General features: G+C 71.2%; 15 protein-coding genes. 9 read left to right on the forward strand and 6 right to left on the reverse strand.

Annotated features, from left to right (window positions below):
• Positions 1-13: 13 nt before the first annotated feature.
• Positions 14-451, reverse strand: a complete 438-nt coding sequence (gene gspG / locus ACX9GQ_RS00075) for a type II secretion system major pseudopilin GspG (protein WP_459627484.1) — start codon at positions 449-451, stop codon at positions 14-16.
• A 312-nt stretch (positions 452-763) separates the two neighbouring features.
• Here gspG and gspD point away from each other — a divergent pair, with 312 nt between their 5' ends.
• The 9 genes from gspD to ACX9GQ_RS00120 all read left to right on the forward strand — a co-directional run bounded on the left by gspD (position 764) and on the right by ACX9GQ_RS00120 (position 9,920).
• Positions 764-2,971 (forward strand): type II secretion system secretin GspD, encoded by a 2,208-nt coding sequence (gspD, locus tag ACX9GQ_RS00080; protein ID WP_459627485.1) that lies wholly within the window; start codon positions 764-766, stop codon positions 2,969-2,971.
• 8 nt (positions 2,972-2,979) lie between these two features.
• Positions 2,980-4,695: a GspE/PulE family protein gene (locus tag ACX9GQ_RS00085; protein ID WP_459627486.1), complete on the forward strand. Its 1,716-nt coding sequence runs from the start codon at positions 2,980-2,982 to the stop codon at positions 4,693-4,695.
• An 8-nt stretch (positions 4,696-4,703) separates the two neighbouring features.
• Complete coding sequence (locus tag ACX9GQ_RS00090) at positions 4,704-5,912, forward strand: type II secretion system F family protein (protein ID WP_459627487.1); 1,209 nt, start codon at positions 4,704-4,706, stop codon at positions 5,910-5,912.
• Positions 5,909-6,349, forward strand: a complete 441-nt coding sequence (locus tag ACX9GQ_RS00095) for a GspH/FimT family protein (RefSeq protein WP_459627488.1) — start codon at positions 5,909-5,911, stop codon at positions 6,347-6,349. Before ACX9GQ_RS00090 ends, ACX9GQ_RS00095 begins: the two co-directional genes overlap by 4 nt.
• Positions 6,346-6,726 (forward strand): hypothetical protein, encoded by a 381-nt coding sequence (locus ACX9GQ_RS00100; RefSeq protein WP_459627489.1) that lies wholly within the window; start codon positions 6,346-6,348, stop codon positions 6,724-6,726. The genes ACX9GQ_RS00095 and ACX9GQ_RS00100 overlap by 4 nt, the downstream gene beginning before the upstream one ends.
• Entirely contained in the window at positions 6,723-7,388 is a 666-nt protein-coding gene (locus ACX9GQ_RS00105) for a prepilin-type N-terminal cleavage/methylation domain-containing protein (protein WP_459627490.1), read from the forward strand. The genes ACX9GQ_RS00100 and ACX9GQ_RS00105 overlap by 4 nt, the downstream gene beginning before the upstream one ends.
• Positions 7,389-7,513: 125 nt before the next feature.
• Complete coding sequence (locus tag ACX9GQ_RS00110; RefSeq protein WP_459627491.1) at positions 7,514-8,974, forward strand: sensor histidine kinase; 1,461 nt, start codon at positions 7,514-7,516, stop codon at positions 8,972-8,974.
• Entirely contained in the window at positions 8,967-9,629 is a 663-nt protein-coding gene (locus tag ACX9GQ_RS00115) for a LuxR C-terminal-related transcriptional regulator (protein WP_459627492.1), read from the forward strand. The genes ACX9GQ_RS00110 and ACX9GQ_RS00115 overlap by 8 nt, the downstream gene beginning before the upstream one ends.
• A 78-nt stretch (positions 9,630-9,707) precedes the next feature.
• Positions 9,708-9,920 carry a heavy-metal-associated domain-containing protein gene (locus tag ACX9GQ_RS00120; RefSeq protein ID WP_459627493.1) on the forward strand — a complete coding sequence of 71 codons (213 nt, stop codon included), beginning with the start codon at positions 9,708-9,710 and terminating at the stop codon, positions 9,918-9,920.
• Between the two features lie 2 nt (positions 9,921-9,922).
• On the opposite strand, the gene ACX9GQ_RS00125 is transcribed toward ACX9GQ_RS00120, so the two are convergent.
• From ACX9GQ_RS00125 to ACX9GQ_RS00145, 5 genes are all read right to left on the reverse strand, one after another.
• Positions 9,923-11,587 carry a methyl-accepting chemotaxis protein gene (locus tag ACX9GQ_RS00125; protein WP_459627494.1) on the reverse strand — a complete coding sequence of 555 codons (1,665 nt, stop codon included), beginning with the start codon at positions 11,585-11,587 and terminating at the stop codon, positions 9,923-9,925.
• A gap of 192 nt (positions 11,588-11,779) precedes the next feature.
• Entirely contained in the window at positions 11,780-12,685 is a 906-nt protein-coding gene (locus ACX9GQ_RS00130) for an N-acetylglucosamine kinase (protein WP_459627495.1), read from the reverse strand.
• Between the two features lie 7 nt (positions 12,686-12,692).
• The gene (locus ACX9GQ_RS00135; protein ID WP_459627496.1) at positions 12,693-13,367 is read right to left on the reverse strand and encodes an N-acetylmannosamine-6-phosphate 2-epimerase; all 675 of its coding nucleotides are present in this window, start codon (positions 13,365-13,367) and stop codon (positions 12,693-12,695) included.
• Positions 13,364-14,221, reverse strand: coding sequence for a carbohydrate ABC transporter permease (locus tag ACX9GQ_RS00140; RefSeq protein ID WP_459627497.1), 858 nt, complete (start codon positions 14,219-14,221; stop codon positions 13,364-13,366). The genes ACX9GQ_RS00135 and ACX9GQ_RS00140 overlap by 4 nt, the downstream gene beginning before the upstream one ends.
• Positions 14,218-15,147 (reverse strand): carbohydrate ABC transporter permease, encoded by a 930-nt coding sequence (locus ACX9GQ_RS00145; protein WP_459627498.1) that lies wholly within the window; start codon positions 15,145-15,147, stop codon positions 14,218-14,220. Before ACX9GQ_RS00145 ends, ACX9GQ_RS00140 begins: the two co-directional genes overlap by 4 nt.
• Between the last annotated feature and the right edge of the window lie 15 nt (positions 15,148-15,162).

The raw sequence follows: 15,162 nt of genomic DNA on the forward strand, positions 1-15,162 counted from the left end.
ACCACGATCATGGTTACTGAACCGTGCCGGCCTGCCGGCGGCGCTCGACGGCCTCCTTGCCGTCGGGCTGGCGGAAGCTGACCTCGAACGGTCCGTTGGGGCCCGAGACCCGGTAGACGTACGGCTGCCCCCACGGATCGAGCGGTATCGCGTTGCCCTTGATGTAGGGGCCGTTCCAGCGGTCGATGCGCGCCGGCGCCTCGACGAGGGCCTTCAGCCCCTCCGCGGCGGTCGGGTAGCGGCCGGCGTCGAGATAGAAGAGCTCCAGGGCGCTCGCGAGCCGCTCGGCCTGCACGGCGGCGGAGCGGACCTTCGCCTCCGACCAGTACGTCATGACCCGGGGGCCGACGAGCTGCATGATCAGCCCGATGATCGCCAGGACGATCAGGGCCTCCACGAGCGTGAACCCTGCTTCACGGCGCCGGCGACGGTCGTTCGGGAGAGCAATCATGGCACGCAACTACCGGTTCACAACGCCGCTGGCCACCTTGGCCAATGGTTGAGATTCCGTTATCTCTTCAGGGTTGGCGGGTAAACGGACCAAGGTCCAATTTACCTTTCATTGTCTCAGCGGGACTTGTCGCTAGTGAGCGTATTGCTTGTGCGTAACCCGGCGGTCTTGCGCGGATTGGCGACCGGGTTCCACATTTCGCGCCTGTTTGCCGCTGCTTTTCGCGGTTTTCACGCTTGCCCGCTTGCCACGGCTTCCGTTCGCTCTGCCCGTCATCTTGCGTTAGTCTTAACGACGCTGGCCGCCGGCGGCATGGTTACTGCGTGCACGACGCTGCCGGAGCCGCAGATCGGGTCTGAACCCGTCGTCTACGGCTCGCCCCGCCACGAGACGGGCAAGGAGCGGCGCGATTATCCTGGCCGGGCGATTCCCAGCCCGGTCGCCAGCGGCGCGTCGGAGCCCACGGCGTTCGAGTTCGCCGCCGAGGGCCCGGCCGGCCAGACGGGCGGGATCGGCTCCGCCGCGGGTGCGGCGCGCAATGGCGCGAACGGCGGCAAGGCCGACATCACCCTCAACCTCGTCCGCGTGCCGGTGGAGCAGGCGGCGAAGTCGGTGCTCGGCGACGTCTTCGGGGTGAACTACGTCATCGACCCGCGCGCCGAGGGCACCATCACGGTGCAGACGCCGCGCCCCGTGGACCGGAACGGCCTCGCGGCGATCTTCGACCAGGCGCTCAAGGGCGCCGGTCTCGCGCTCGTCGACACGGGCACGGTCTACCGCATCGTCCCTGCAGACGCCGTGGCCTCCTCCGGGCAGGCCTTCCGGGGATCCGGGGAGGGCGCCGGGCTCGGGTCGAGCATGCAGGTCATCAGCCTGCGCCACGTGGCGGCATCGGAGATGAAGCGCATCTTGGAGCCGATGGCGCCGCCCGGCTCCATCGTGCGCGCCGACGACGCGCGCGGCACCCTGATGGTCTCCGGCTCTCCTGCCGACATCGCCGCGCTGCGCGAGACGGCGTCCGTCTTCGACGTCGACGCCATGCGGGGCATGTCCTTTGCGCTGGTGCCGGTGAAGTCGGTGTCGCCCGACGTCGTCGCCGACGACGTGCGCAGGGTGTTCGGAGCCGACAAGGACGGCCCGATGAATGGCATGGTCCAGATCATCCCGAACAAGAAGCTGAAGTCGGTGCTGATCATCTCGCCGAACCGCACCTACCTCACGCGGGCCGAGCGTCTGGTGCGCCGCATGGAGTCGCAGGGGCGCGGCAGCGAGCGCCAGTTCTACACCTACATGGCACGCAACCGGCCCTCCAAGGAGCTGGCCTCGATCCTCGAGACGATGTTCGGCAAGGGACAGGGCGGGACGCGCCAGGCGGAGCGGGCCGTGGCGCCGCGCTTCCAGCCGACCGGCGTCGACAGCACGGGCGGCAACACGGCGGCGGGTGCCCTGTTCCCCGGCGGGACCAGCACCGGCGCGGTGGGGGCGGCGGGCGCCGGGGCGATGGGCGGCTTCGCCTTCGGCGGGCCGGCGCAGGGCCGCGACCCCGAGTCGACCGTCCCCGGCGACCAGCAGAACGGCGGCCGGCTGGGCACGGGCGAGGAGGAGATGCCGCTGCGAATCGTCGCCGACGAGCCGAACAACGCGGTGCTGATCCTCGCCACGGCGAGCGAGTACCAGCGCGTGCTGCGCGTGCTCGAGAACCTCGACGTGATGGCGAACCAGGTGCTGATCGAGGCCACCATCGCCGAGGTGTCGCTGAAGGACGAGCTGCAGTTCGGCCTGCGCTGGTACTTCTCCAACCAGCGCAACACGGCGCAGTTCACCGACTCGATCACGGGTGCGCTGGGCGCCGTGTTCCCGGGCTTCTCCTACGCGCTGCGGGCGTCGAACGTGCAGGTCACGCTCAACGCGCTGAACGACATCACCAAGGTCAACGTCGTCTCCTCGCCGTCGCTGATGGTGATGGACAACCGCGTGGCGACGCTGCAGATCGGCGACCAGGTGCCGATCGCGACGCAGTCTGCGCAGAGCGTGCTGACGCCGGGCGCGCCGGTCGTCAACTCGATCCAGTACCGCGACACCGGCGTGATCCTGCAGATACGGCCGAAGATCAACGAGAGCGGGCGCGTGCTGCTGGAGATCGAGCAGGAGGTGTCGAGCGTGCAGCGCACGACCTCGTCGACCCTCGATTCCCCCACCATCCAGCAGCGACGCGTGAAGACCACCGTCGTGGTCAACGACGGCGAGAGCGTCGCGCTGGGCGGCCTCATCCAGGACTCGAAGTCCCAGGGCAACAAGCAGGTCCCGGTGCTCGGCGACCTGCCGCTCATCGGCGGCGCCTTCCGCAGCCGCGAGGACGGCGTGCAGAAGACCGAGCTGGTGATCTTCATCACGCCGCGGGTGGTACGCGACCTGAACGAGGCGCAGGCGGTGACGGAGGAGTATCGCCAGCGGCTCTCCGCGTTCGGCGTTCGCCCGAAGAAGAATCCCGCCAAGACCATCAACCGCATCCTCGAGTGAGGCCGTCGATGGGCGACGCGCCAGCGCCTCTCGACGCCCAGTCGCCGGCCTTCGCCGAGGCGCTCGGCCACGCGCTGGTGGACGCCGGCGTCCTCGACGGAGCAGGCGCGGAGCGAGCCCGCCTCGCCGCGCGGCAGACAGGCGAGCGGTTCGACCTCGTGCTGCTGCGCCTCGGCCTCGTGCCGGAGGTCGAACTCGCCGCGGCGCTCGCCCGGCTCGCCGGGCTCGAGTTCGTGCGGGCCGCGTCGCACCTCGACAGCTTCGAGCCGCCGGACGGCGTCGACCGCGAGTTCCTGCTGCGCAACCGCATCCTGCCGCTGTCGCTCGGGCCGGACCGGGCGCGCGTCGCCATCGTCGACCCGCTCGATCCGCTGCCGCTTCAGGCGCTGCGCTTCGCGCTCGGCATGCCGGTGGACGCGGTCCTCACCACTCCGGCGGCCTTCGAGGAGGCGTGGGCGCGGCTCGATGCCGGTGGCGGGGGCCCGGCCGGTCCGGCGGCTTCCGGAACGGCGAGCGAGAACGACCTCCAGCGCCTGCGCGACATCGCCAGCGAGGCGCCGGTCATCCGGCTGGTGAACCAGATGATCGCCGCCGCGGTGGATCTGCGCGCCTCCGACATCCACGTCGAGCCCTCGGCCTCCGGCGTCACGGTGCGGTGCCGGGTCGACGGCAGCCTGCGCACGGTGCAGACGGCCCCCGCCGACATGCACGCCGCGATCCTGTCGCGCATCAAGATCATGGGCGGGCTCGACATCGCCGAGCGCCGCCTGCCGCAGGACGGGCGCATCAAGCTCGCCATCCGCGGCAACGACATCGACTTCCGCCTGTCGACGATCCCCACCGTCGGCGGCGAAAGCGCCGTGATCCGCATCCTCGACCGCAGCCGCATCGACCTCGACTTCGGCCGCCTCGGCTTCGCCGACGACCACGTGGCGACCCTTCGCGACCTGATGGCCATGCCCGACGGCGTCGTGTTCGTGACCGGGCCGACGGGCTCGGGCAAGACGACGACGCTCTACACGGTACTGAAGGAGCTCAACGCGCCGGACGTGAAGATCTTCAGCGTGGAGGATCCCGTCGAGTACCATCTCGCCGGCATCAACCAGGTGCAGGTCAACGCGCCGATCGGGCTCGACTTCCCCACCTGCCTTCGCTCGATCCTGCGCCAGGACCCCGACATCATCATGGTCGGCGAGATTCGCGACCCCGAGACGGCGACGATGGCGTTCCAGGCGTCGCTGACCGGCCACCTGGTGTTCTCGACGCTGCACACGAACGACGCCGCCGCGACCGTCACCCGCCTCACCGAACTCGGCGTCGAACGGTTCCTCATCGGTTCGACGCTCAAGGCCGTGATGGCGCAGCGCCTCGTGCGGCGCATCTGCCCGCACTGCGCGGCGCCGCATCCCGACGCCCCGCAATGGGAAGCCCGTCTGGTGGATGAGGTGCCGGCGCTTAAGACTGCAGGCCCGCCGCGCCTCATGCGCGGCCGCGGATGCCGGGAGTGCCAGGGCAGCGGCTTCCAGGGCCGGCTGACCATCGCCGAACTGATGCCCTTCGGCGAGACGCTGCGCCGCGCGCTCTACGCGGGCGCACCCGACCACGACCTGCGACGGCTCGCCCGAGAAAACGGGGTGCGCTCGATGTACGACGATGGCATGGCGAAGGCGTGGGCAGGCCTCACCACCGTCGAGGACGTGCTGCGCGCGACGCAGCAACGCTAGCCGCCGCGATGCCGACCTTCCGCTACAGGGCCTCGGACGCGGCGGGCAACCCCGTCGAGGGCGAGATCGACGCCGCCGGGGAGCAGGCGGCGCGCGACGCCCTGTGGGCGCAGGGCCTCGTGCCCTACGCGGTCGGCGAGGCGGGACCGGCGAGGCTGCGGCCGGCCGGCGGCGGGCGCCGCCTGTCCGCCGCCGAACTGGCAGGTCTCGTGCGCGACCTCGCGGTGCTGGTCGACGCGGGGCTGCCGGTGGACCGGAGCCTGCGGGTGCTCTCGGGGGATGCGGCGTCGCCCGCCCGCCGCGCCGCCGCGCAGGCGCTGCTGAAGGACGTGCTCGCCGGCCGCTCGCTTGCCGATGCGGCGGCCGCGCGCGACGGGGCGGTTCCAGCCGACGTCGTGGCTGTGATCCGCGCCGGCGAGGCGAGCGGCCGGCTCGGGCCCGTGATGCTGGACCTCGCGGACCTCCTCGAGCGGCGCGAGGAGACCCGCGCGCGCACGCGCTCCGCGCTGGCCTATCCCCTGTTCGTGCTGCTCGTCGCCGGCATCGCCATCGCGGTGATCGTGGGCGTGCTCGTCCCCAGCATCGCTCCGATCTTCGAGGATGGCGGGAGGGCGATGCCGCCGGTCATCGCGGCACTCGTCGCCGTTCGCGAGCACGCGAGCGCGATCCTCTCGGTGCTCGGCGGGCTCGTCGTGCTCGCCGTGGTGCTGACGGTGGCCGGCCGGCGGAGCGAGGGCCTGCAGCGCGGGCTCCACCGCAACCTGCTGCGCCTGCCGCTGCTGGGCGACCTGCTGCGCCTGCGCGACGGCGGGCGGTTCCTGCAGACGCTGGCGACGCTGGTCGCCGCGCGCGTGCCGCTGGTACCGGCGCTCGCCACGGCGGGCGGCGTCATGCGCAACCGCTGGATGCGCGAGCAGGCGACGGCCGCGGCGGGGCACGTGCGCGAGGGCGTGCCGCTGGCGGAGGCCGTCGCCCGGGCACCCTTCCTGCCGCCGGCCGCAGTGCCGATGATCGGCGTCGGCGAGGAGACGGGCAGGCTGGCCGACATGCTGGCGCGGGCGGCACGCCTCGCGGAGACGCAGGAGCGGACGAAGACGGACCGGGCGCTGACGCTGCTGACGCCGCTGCTGACCGTGATCATTGCCGGCGTCGTCGGCGCCTTCATCTTCTCGGTCGTGGGCGCGCTCCTCGACATGAACGACATGGTGCTGCGGTGAGCCGGCAGGCGGGCTTCACGCTCGTCGAGACGCTGGTGGCCCTCGCCATCCTGGCCGCCCTGGCGGCGCTCGCCGCCGGCGCCCTGCGCAAGCCGCCGGCATCCGCCCTCGCCACGGCAGAGGCGCGCCAGATCGCCTCGGTGCTGCAGCGTGCACGGGCCGAGGCGGTGTCGACGCAAACGGAGCGGCGTTTCGTGTTCGACGGCGAGCAGCGGTCCTATGGCGTCGAGGGCGGGCGGGCCCGTCGCCTGCCACAGGAGATCCGTCTCTCCGCCGACCTCGCCGCCGGCGAGGCGCGGCAGACCGGCGTGATCCGGTTCTTTCCCTCCGGAACCACGAGCGGCGGCGTGCTGCGCGTCTCGGCCGCCGATGCGGTGCGCACCGTGCGGGTGAACTGGGCCACGGGTGCCGTCGTGGTGGAGGAGGCGGCGCCGTGACCGAGGCGACCCGTCCCGGCAACCAGGGGTTCGTGCTGCTGGAGGCCCTCGTCGCCCTGCTGCTCTTCGCCGTCGTGTCGGCGGCCGTCTTCGTCGCCGTGCAGGGCGGCCTGCGCGGGGACGCCGAAGCGCGGTTCCGGGCGCTGGCCAGCGTGCTGGGCCGCTCGGCGCTGGAGGCCGTCGAAGCGACGCCGCCCGCGGGGTCGGGGCCTGCCGGCCGGCTGGAGACGGGGGACTACGCCGTCGTGGTCACAGCCGCGTGCGGCGCGCCCATCGGCGGCCTCCGTCCCTGCGACCTGCTCGCGCAGGTGAGCGATCGTGCCGGCCGTCGGCTCGACCTCACCACGACGCGCCTGTTTCCTGCGGCACGGCCATGAGGCTCGGGGCACCCAGGCAGGGGGGCTTCACGATCCTCGAGACTCTCGTGGCGCTGCTGCTCGTGGCGCTCCTGGCGGGAGCGGTGCTGCAGGCCGTGCGCTGGGTCGCCGCGGTCACGGCCTTCGGTGATAGGGCGGACCGTGCCGCTGCGCTGCAGGCCGGCGCCAACGCCGTGTTCGACCTGCTGGCCGGAGCCATTCCGGCCGCGGCGGGAGCCGCGAGCTTCGAGGGCGGGCCGGGCGCCTTCTCGTTCGACACGGTGTCGGACGGGACGGCCATGGCGCCGGGGCGCGTGCGCGCCACGCTGCGCCTGGAGGACGGTCGACTGGTGGCCGAGTTCCGGCCCCTTCAGCCCGCAGGCGGTCTGGACCCCGGCAGGCCGCCGGCGCGCACCACGCTCGTCGAGGGCGTCAGCGGCGCCCGCGTGTCCTACTTCGGCGCTCCGGTTGCGGGTGGACCTGCCGCATGGTCGCAGGCGTGGGCCAGCCGGGTCACCGAGCCAGACCTCGTGCTCCTCGAACTCGCGCTCTCCGACTTCCCTTCGCTGCCGAACCTGCCGCTCTACGCGCGAGTCGGCCGTTCGCCTGCAACGCTTCCGGTCCGCCAGGGAACCGGGCCGGAGGGTCGCAAGGCAGCGGTCCAGCTTGCCGAACGCCGCTGAGGAGACGCTTCGGCAACCATAACACGCAGCTTTCTCGGGATTTTCTCCCGTAAGGCGTTTGATGTAGAACAAGCATGAACGATCGCGGCGGTAAGTGGGGCATGTTGGATGCACCTCGGATCACCGTGACTGCGACTGGAGCAAATTCCCAGCAGAGTGGAAGCGAGCGCGCCGGGTTCTCGCTCGTGGCGCAGCGCTGGCGCGATCTTGGGCTCGCGCGGCAGAAGGTCGTCTACGCGCTCGCCGGCATCATCGTGACGATGTTCGGGCTCGGCACCTGGATGAGCGGACGCATCCAGTCGGGCGTGCTGACCAGCATGGCGGCCTCGGCGGCGCTCTACATGGAGACCTTCGTCGCCCCGCACGTGCACCTCACGGCGAAGGGGGCGGAACTGCCGCCGGACACCGTCGCGGCGCTCGACCGGCTGATGGAGAACGCCGCGTTCCGCCGGCAGGTCGCTGCGATCAAGGTGTGGTCGACGGACGGGCGCGTCCTCTACGCGCGCGACAAGGAGATCGTCGGGCGCCGCTTTCCCATCGACAAGGACCTCGCCACCGCGATCAGCGGCCGCCTGACGGTCGAGTTCAGCCCGCTGGCCGACGAGGAGAACCGGTCCGAGCGCGACCTCGGCCTGCCGCTGGCGGAAATCTACGCGCCGATCCACAGCCGGGCGACGGGCGACGTCGTGGCCGTCGTCGAGTTCTACGCCATCGCCAGCGCGCTCGAGGAAGAACTGGCGCGCAGCCGCGTCGAGAGCTGGGTCATCATCAGCGTCATCGGGCTCTTCGTGCTCAGCGCGATCGTGGCGCTGGTCTCGGGCGACGGCGCGACCATCGCGCGGCAGGAGCGGGCGCTGCAGAGCCGTGTGGCGCAGCTGTCGCGCCTGCTCGTCCACAACGAGGAACTGCGGCAGAACCTCGTCGAGGCGCGCCGCGGCGCCGTCGAGACCAACGAGCGCGTGCTGCGGCGCATCGGGGCCGACCTGCACGACGGGCCGGCCCAGCTGATCGGGCTGGCGCTGCTGCGGCTCGACAACCTGACGCCGGCGCCGGGCCGCAGGGATGCGGCGACGGTGATGGCCGAGCTCGAGAAGATCCGCGCCGTCCTCAACAGCTCGCTCAGCGAGATCCGCGTGCTGTCGAGCGGCATCGCCCCGCCGGCGCTCGACCGTGTGGAGGCGCGCGACGCCATCGAGATGGCCGTCAGCAACCACGAACAGCACACCGGCACGCGGGTCGAGTGCGACATCGCGGACCTGCCCGCGGGCCTCCCTGCGCTGCTCAAGACCTGCCTCTACCGCTTCACCCAGGAAGGCCTGACCAACGCCTTCCGCCACGCCAAGGGCGCCGGACAGCGCGTACGGGCCGGCTTGTCGGGCCATCGCCTGTACCTCGAGGTCGAGGACGACGGCCCCGGCATCGGCGAAATGGTGACCCCCACGGCCAAGCGCGGCCTCGGCCTCGCCGGCCTTCGCGACCGCGTCGAGTCCCTCGGCGGGACGTTCGTGATCCGCTCGGAGCCCGGGCGGCGTACGACTCTGCGGTGTGAGTTCAACCTCGTGACGACGGATGCCTCCCATGTCTGACGCCATTCGCATCGCCGTGGTCGACGACCATCCCCTGTTCCTCGAGGGCGTGGTGCAGACGCTCGCGCTCAGCGGGCGGTTCGCCATCGTCGCACAGGGCACTACCTCCGATGACGCCCTCGCCATCGCGCGGCGCGACCAACCCTCCGTCATCCTGCTCGACGTCAGCATGCCGGGCGGTGGCCTGACGGCGGCCCGCGCCATCGGCGAGACCTGCCCGGGCGTCAAGCGCGTCATGCTCACGGCCTCGGAAGCCGACGCAGACGTCGACGCGGCGCTCGAACTCGGCGTCGCGGGCTACATCCTCAAGGGCACCAGCGGTCCGGAGCTGATCCGCGCCATCGTGGCGATCCACAACGGCGACAACTACGTCACGCCGTCGCTGGCGGCGAAGCTCCTGTCCAAGACCCGTCCGGCGGCCCGGCCTGCCGCGGCCCGCAAGGAGGAGGACGATGCCGACCTCAGCGGGCGCGAAGAGGAGATCCTCGCCCTCGTCGCCCAAGGGCTGACGAACAAGGAGATCGCCTACCGCCTCGGCCTCAGCGAGAAGACGGTGAAGCACCACATGACCAACATCCTGCAGAAGCTGCAGGTGCGGAACCGGGTCGAGGCCGTGCTTCTCGCCCATCGCAGGGCCGCGCGTCAGGCCTCTTGACCCTCCCACGGGGGAAGGTCGTAACTCCCTGCATCGGCCGGCCCGCGGGGCCGGCAGCGTGAACAGGGATGATCGGTCATGGACCAGAACCAGCAGGCGACGTTCAAGGTCGCCGACATGAGCTGCAACCACTGCGTCGCGGCGATCCGCACGGCCGTGGGCGAGGCCCTGCCGGGGGCCGAGGTCGCCATCGACCTCCCGGCCAAGACGGTGAAGGTCGCGGGCGACGCCGCCCGCGCCGAGGCCGCCATCCGCGAAGCCGGCTACGAGCCGGTGCGGCTGCCCGGCTGACGTCAGGCGGCGCGCCGCGCCGCCCGGACGGAGGACGCGGAGGCCGGGAAGGCCTGCGCGCTTCCGGTGTCGTCCATCGTCCTGAAGGTCGCGACGAGCGCGTCGAGGCGCTCGATCTGCGCCAGCAGGGCGGACGCCGACGCTGCGCTCTCCTCGGCCAGCGCGGCGTTCTGCTGGGTCATCTCGTCCATGTGCGCGATGGCCTGGCTCATCTCGTCGATGCCGCTCGCCTGCTCCGTGCTCGCCGACGCGATCTCGGAGACGGTGGTGGAGACCCGGGCGGAGGCATCGAGGATGCGACCCAGCGCGTCGCCGGCCGAGCGCACGAGCCTGACGCCCTGTGCCACCTCGGAGGTCGACGAGCTGATCAGGCCGGTGATGTCCTTGGCCGCGTCCGACGAGCGCTGCGCGAGCGTGCGCACCTCGCTGGCGACGACCGCGAAGCCCTTGCCCGCCTCGCCCGCCCTGGCCGCCTCGACGGCTGCGTTGAGGGCGAGGAGGTTGGTCTGGAAGGCGATGTCGTCGATGACCGAGGTGATGGCCGAGATCTTCTGGCTGGCCTGCTCGATGCGGCTCATCGCCTCGACGGCCTCGCTCACCACGGTGCCGCTGGTCTCGGCGACGCCGCGGGCCTCCTGGGCCAGCGCGACGGCCTGGCGCGAGGCGCCGGCGGAGCTCTTCACCGACGCAGCCAGCTGTTCGGTCGTTGCGGCGGTCTCCTCGAGCGAGGAGGCCTGCTGCTCGGTGCGGCCCGACAGGTCGTTGGCGCCCTCGTTGATCTCACGGGCGGCGGAGGCCACGTCGCGGGTCGTCGCCTTGATCGTCGCGACCGTCTCGGCGAGCCGCTCGAGCGTGGCGTTGACGTTGTCGCGCACCTCGCCGAACAGACCCTCGTAGGCCGTGTCGACACGCCGCGTGAGGTCGCCGCGGGCCAGCGCCGCGATGCTGCCGGACAGGTCCGCCATGACGGAGCCGACGGTGCCGAAGACGGCATTGAGGCCACCGGCGATGTCGCGCACGAAGCCGGTCTTGTCCTCGGTGGACAGGCGGATCGAGAAGTCGCCGCGGCGGGCGGCCTCGACGGAGCGGGCCACCTCGGCCTGTGCCTCCAGCTCGGCCGTCACGTCCCGCCATTCGAGCGTGTGGCCGATGCGCTCCCGGCGCTCGTCGTAGATGTAGCTCAGGTCGACGAGGATGGTCTTGCCGCCCACCTCGTAGCGCACCTTGCGCGTCTGGCCGTCGTCGCTGATCAGCTCGCGCTTCAGCCGCGGGTTGGCGCGGTAGCAGTCGATGTGCTGGCCGTACATGCCCTGCACGGTGAAGGACGGGTTGCCCTGCCGGAAGACCGGGGCCAGTTCGTCGAGCAGCTTCACGAGCCGGCGGCTCATGAAGACGATCTTCTCCTCCGGGTCGCTGATCATCAGCATGCCGGGAGAGCCGTCGAGCGCGGCACCGATCCGGGTCTGCGCGGCGTTGCGCTCCTGCAGCGCCACCACCGCACGCGCGGCGCCGGCCGGCAGGCGGCCGGCCTCGTCGGCGGGCACGGGCTCCCCGGCAGCCAGGCGGTCGAGCACACTGGTGACACGGGCGGCCCGCGAGGAGGCGGTCGAGGCCTGCAGTCCGACCCCGGCGAGGCCCCCGAAGACGGCCAGCGCGGACGCCGCCATCGTCCATGGCGAGGCGCCAGCGTCCGCCAAAATGCTCAGATATGCCGCAGGGGCTGCACAAAGTACAACCAAGACTAGAGACAAGATCGGTGATGTCTTGAGATTAGTCATGTCAGAATCCCGGGGGAGGGTGTCTGTCCCCGGGATAGAGGATCATGCGTTACGATCGCGTTGCATGTGTCACCCGGCTGTTCATACAGGGGGCATGCGTGATTTCGCTGCCACGCGGGCGGCCTCGAGCGCCACGTCCACGTCAGCGACGACGGCCTCGTAGACGCCATGCCAACGCGTGTACGCTTCCTCCGTGATCAGCGGGTGCAGCCGCAGGGCGCCCCCCGTCAGGGCCAGCCGGCGGCAGGGCATGCGGGCCGCCAGCAGGTGCCCCAGGCGGGCCAGTTCCGCTCCCGCGTCCCGCAGGATCGCCAGCGCGTCCGCATCCCCGTCGTCGGCCGCCTCCGCCACGAAGGGCGCCAGGGCGGCGATGCCGCCGCGGTCGCGTGAGTAGACGCAACGCCGGACGGACGGCCAGTCGCCGCCGCCGGCCAGCGCCGCCAGCGACCCGGCCAGCGGCCCGTCGGCGAGGCCCTCGTCGCGGCGTCGCAGCACGGTGCGGATGCCGGCGCAGGCGATCCAGTAGGCGCCGCCGGCATCGTCGATGACCACGCCGTAGCCGCCGATCTTGACCGCCGTCCCGTCGGCGCGGATTCCGTATGCCACGGACCCTGTGCCGGCGTAGACGAGCCCGCCGTCGCCTCGCGGGAACAGCGCAAGCGCGGGGATCCAGAGGTCGTCGCCCAGCGCGATCGCGGACGAGGGGGTCCCGAGATCACGCTCCAGGATGGCCGCGAGCTCGCCGGCCTGCGGCGTGCCGGCGCCGAGCCCGGTCACGGCTCCGGCGATGCGCGCGGGGCCGCCGTGCGGACGAACGGCGGCGGCGATGGCGGCGAGCGCGGACAGCGTCCGTTCGCGCACGGCCGGATCGAAGATGTGACCGGAGGCGGGACCTGCCTCGCCGCGTGCGACCACCGTGTCGCGCGCGCTGTCGAGAAGAACCCAGCGGGTGGCGCTGCCGCCGGCGTCGAGCCCGAGCGTCAGCACCGCGGCCTCACGGATGGAGGGCGGCGACGAAGCGCCGGGTGATCTCGCGGGGATTGGTGATCATGGTGCCGACCACGACCGCGTGGGCGCCGAGTTCGAGCGCGCGTGCGGCGAGGCCGGGCGTGTCGAAGCGGCCCTCGGCGACGACGGGGACGCGGCAGGTCTTCACCAGCATGGCGAGCAGGTCGAGGTCGGGTCCGTCGTCGCGCGCGGCCGGCGCGGCGCCGGTGTAGCCCGAGAGCGTGGTGGCGACATAGTCGGCGCCCAGCATCTCTGCGCCGAGGCCCTCCTCGACGGTCGAGACGTCGGCGAAGACCGGACGGCCGAGGTCGGCATGGATGGCGCCGATGACGTGGGCCAGCGTCTCGCCGCCGCGGTCGCGGCCGGTGGCGTCCAGCGCGATGATGTCGGCGCCGGCCGCGGCGACTGCGGCGGCGTCGGCTGCGGCGGGGGTGATGTAGACCGGGACGCCCTCGACCCATCGCTTGAGGATGCCGATGACGGGCAGCGTCGTGGCGGACCGGATGGCGGCGATGTCGTCGGGCCCGTTGGCACGGATGGCGCCCGCCCCGCCCTGCTCCGCGGCCATCGCCATGGCCGCCATGAAGCCGGGGCCGTGCAGCGGGTTGTCGGCCCGTGCCTGACAGGACACCACCAGCGAGCCCTTTGGGATGCCCCTCACTTCACCGCTCCCGACGTCATGCCCTGGATGAACTGCTTCGACAGCAGGATGTAGACGATCGTGATCGGCAGCGCCGACAGCGTCAGGCCGGCGAAGAGCACGCCCCAGTTGGTCGTGAACTCGCCCATGAAGGCGGTCAGCCCCTGTGGCAGCGTCTTGCGCGCGTCCGTCTGGATGAAGACGAGCGGGAAGAAGAAATCGTTCCACACCGGCACGGCGTTGTGGATCGCGGCAATGACCATCGCGGGCTTGGTCAGCGGCAGCATGATCGACCACATGATGCGCGCGTCGGAGGCGCCGTCGATCCGCGCCGCGTCCTCCAGTTCCTTCGGCAGCGTGCGCAGGAAGCCGGTGAGGATGAACACGGTCGAGGGCAGGCCCATGGCCGTGTAGACGACGATCAGCCCGAGGCGGGAGTCGAGCAGGCCGAGGTCCCGCATCTGGATGAAGAGCGGGATGATGGCGAGCTTCAGCGGCACCATCAGGCCGGCGAGGAAGAAGATGTAGACCGCGACGTTGCCCGGGAAGCGGTAGCGCGCGATGCCGTAGGCCGCCATCGTGCCGAGCACGAGGATGGCGAGGATCGAGCCGCCGGTGATCAGGATCGAGTTGAACAGGTAGCCGAAGAAGTTCGTCTCGCCGAGGATGACGGCGAAGTTCTTCCAGTTGCCGAAGTCCGGGATGGCGAAGGGCTTGCCGAAGATCTCGTTCGTGCTCTTGAAGCCCCAGAAGCCCATCATCAGGATCGGGAACAGCATGATGAAGCTGTTGCCGACGAGCAGCACCTGCAGCAGCACGTCGACGAGCGGGGAGCCCGCCGCCTTCGACTGGCTGCGCTCGGCATGGGCGCTCATGACAGCTCGATCTCCCGCCGCCGCAGGCGGATCGTCCAGAAGGTCGCGACCACCGCGACGAACATGAACATGAGGACGGCGAGCGCCGAGCCGTGGCCGAAGTCCTGGTTGCTGGCGCTCTGGTTGCCGAAGGCGGTTCGGTAGAAGTAGAGGCCGAGCACGTCGGTCGAGCCGTACGGGGAGCCTTCGAGGCCCACCATCAGGTAGGGCAACTCGAACCAGTTGAACGCGCCGATGAACAGCAGCACGAAGCACACCGTGGCGCTGGGCGCCACCAGCGGCCAGATGATGGTGCGCACCAGCTGCCACTCGCTGACGCCGTCGATGCGGCTCGCCTCGATGATGTCGGGCGGGATGCGCTGGATGCCGGCGAGGAAGACGAGGGCCGGGAAGCCGACCCAGTGCCAGGCGTTGACCAGGGTCAGTGCCCACAGCGCCGTTTCGCTCAGCCCCAGCCACGGCGTCGTCACCATGCCGAAGCCGAACTGGCTCAACACCTTGTTGAAGAGCCCGAAGACCGGGTGCAGGAACTGCTTCCACAACAGCGCGACGATGACGGTCGACAGGATCACCGGCAGGAACACGGCCACCCGGTGGAAGCGGTGCCCCGGCAGCTGGCGCGACAGCGCGTAGGCGAGCAGGAAGCCGAAGCCGTTCTGGATGATCATCAGCGTGACGAAGACCATCACGTTGTGGCTGAAGGCGCGCCACGTGACGGGCGCCCACGGTTCGCGCAGCAGCACGTCGGCGAAGTTCTTCAGCCCGACGAAGCCGTCGCGCTTGAGGCCGTGCCACTCGTAGAAGGCGTAGACGAAGGCGGACAGGATCGGCCAGACCACGAAGGTCGCCATGAAGACGAGCGGGGGCACGATGAGGAACGTGACCCAGATCCGGCGGCCCACGGGCCATTCGAGGTCAGCGTGCATCGCGAGCGGACATCC

It is taken from the genome of Alsobacter sp. R-9, from assembly GCF_054612375.1.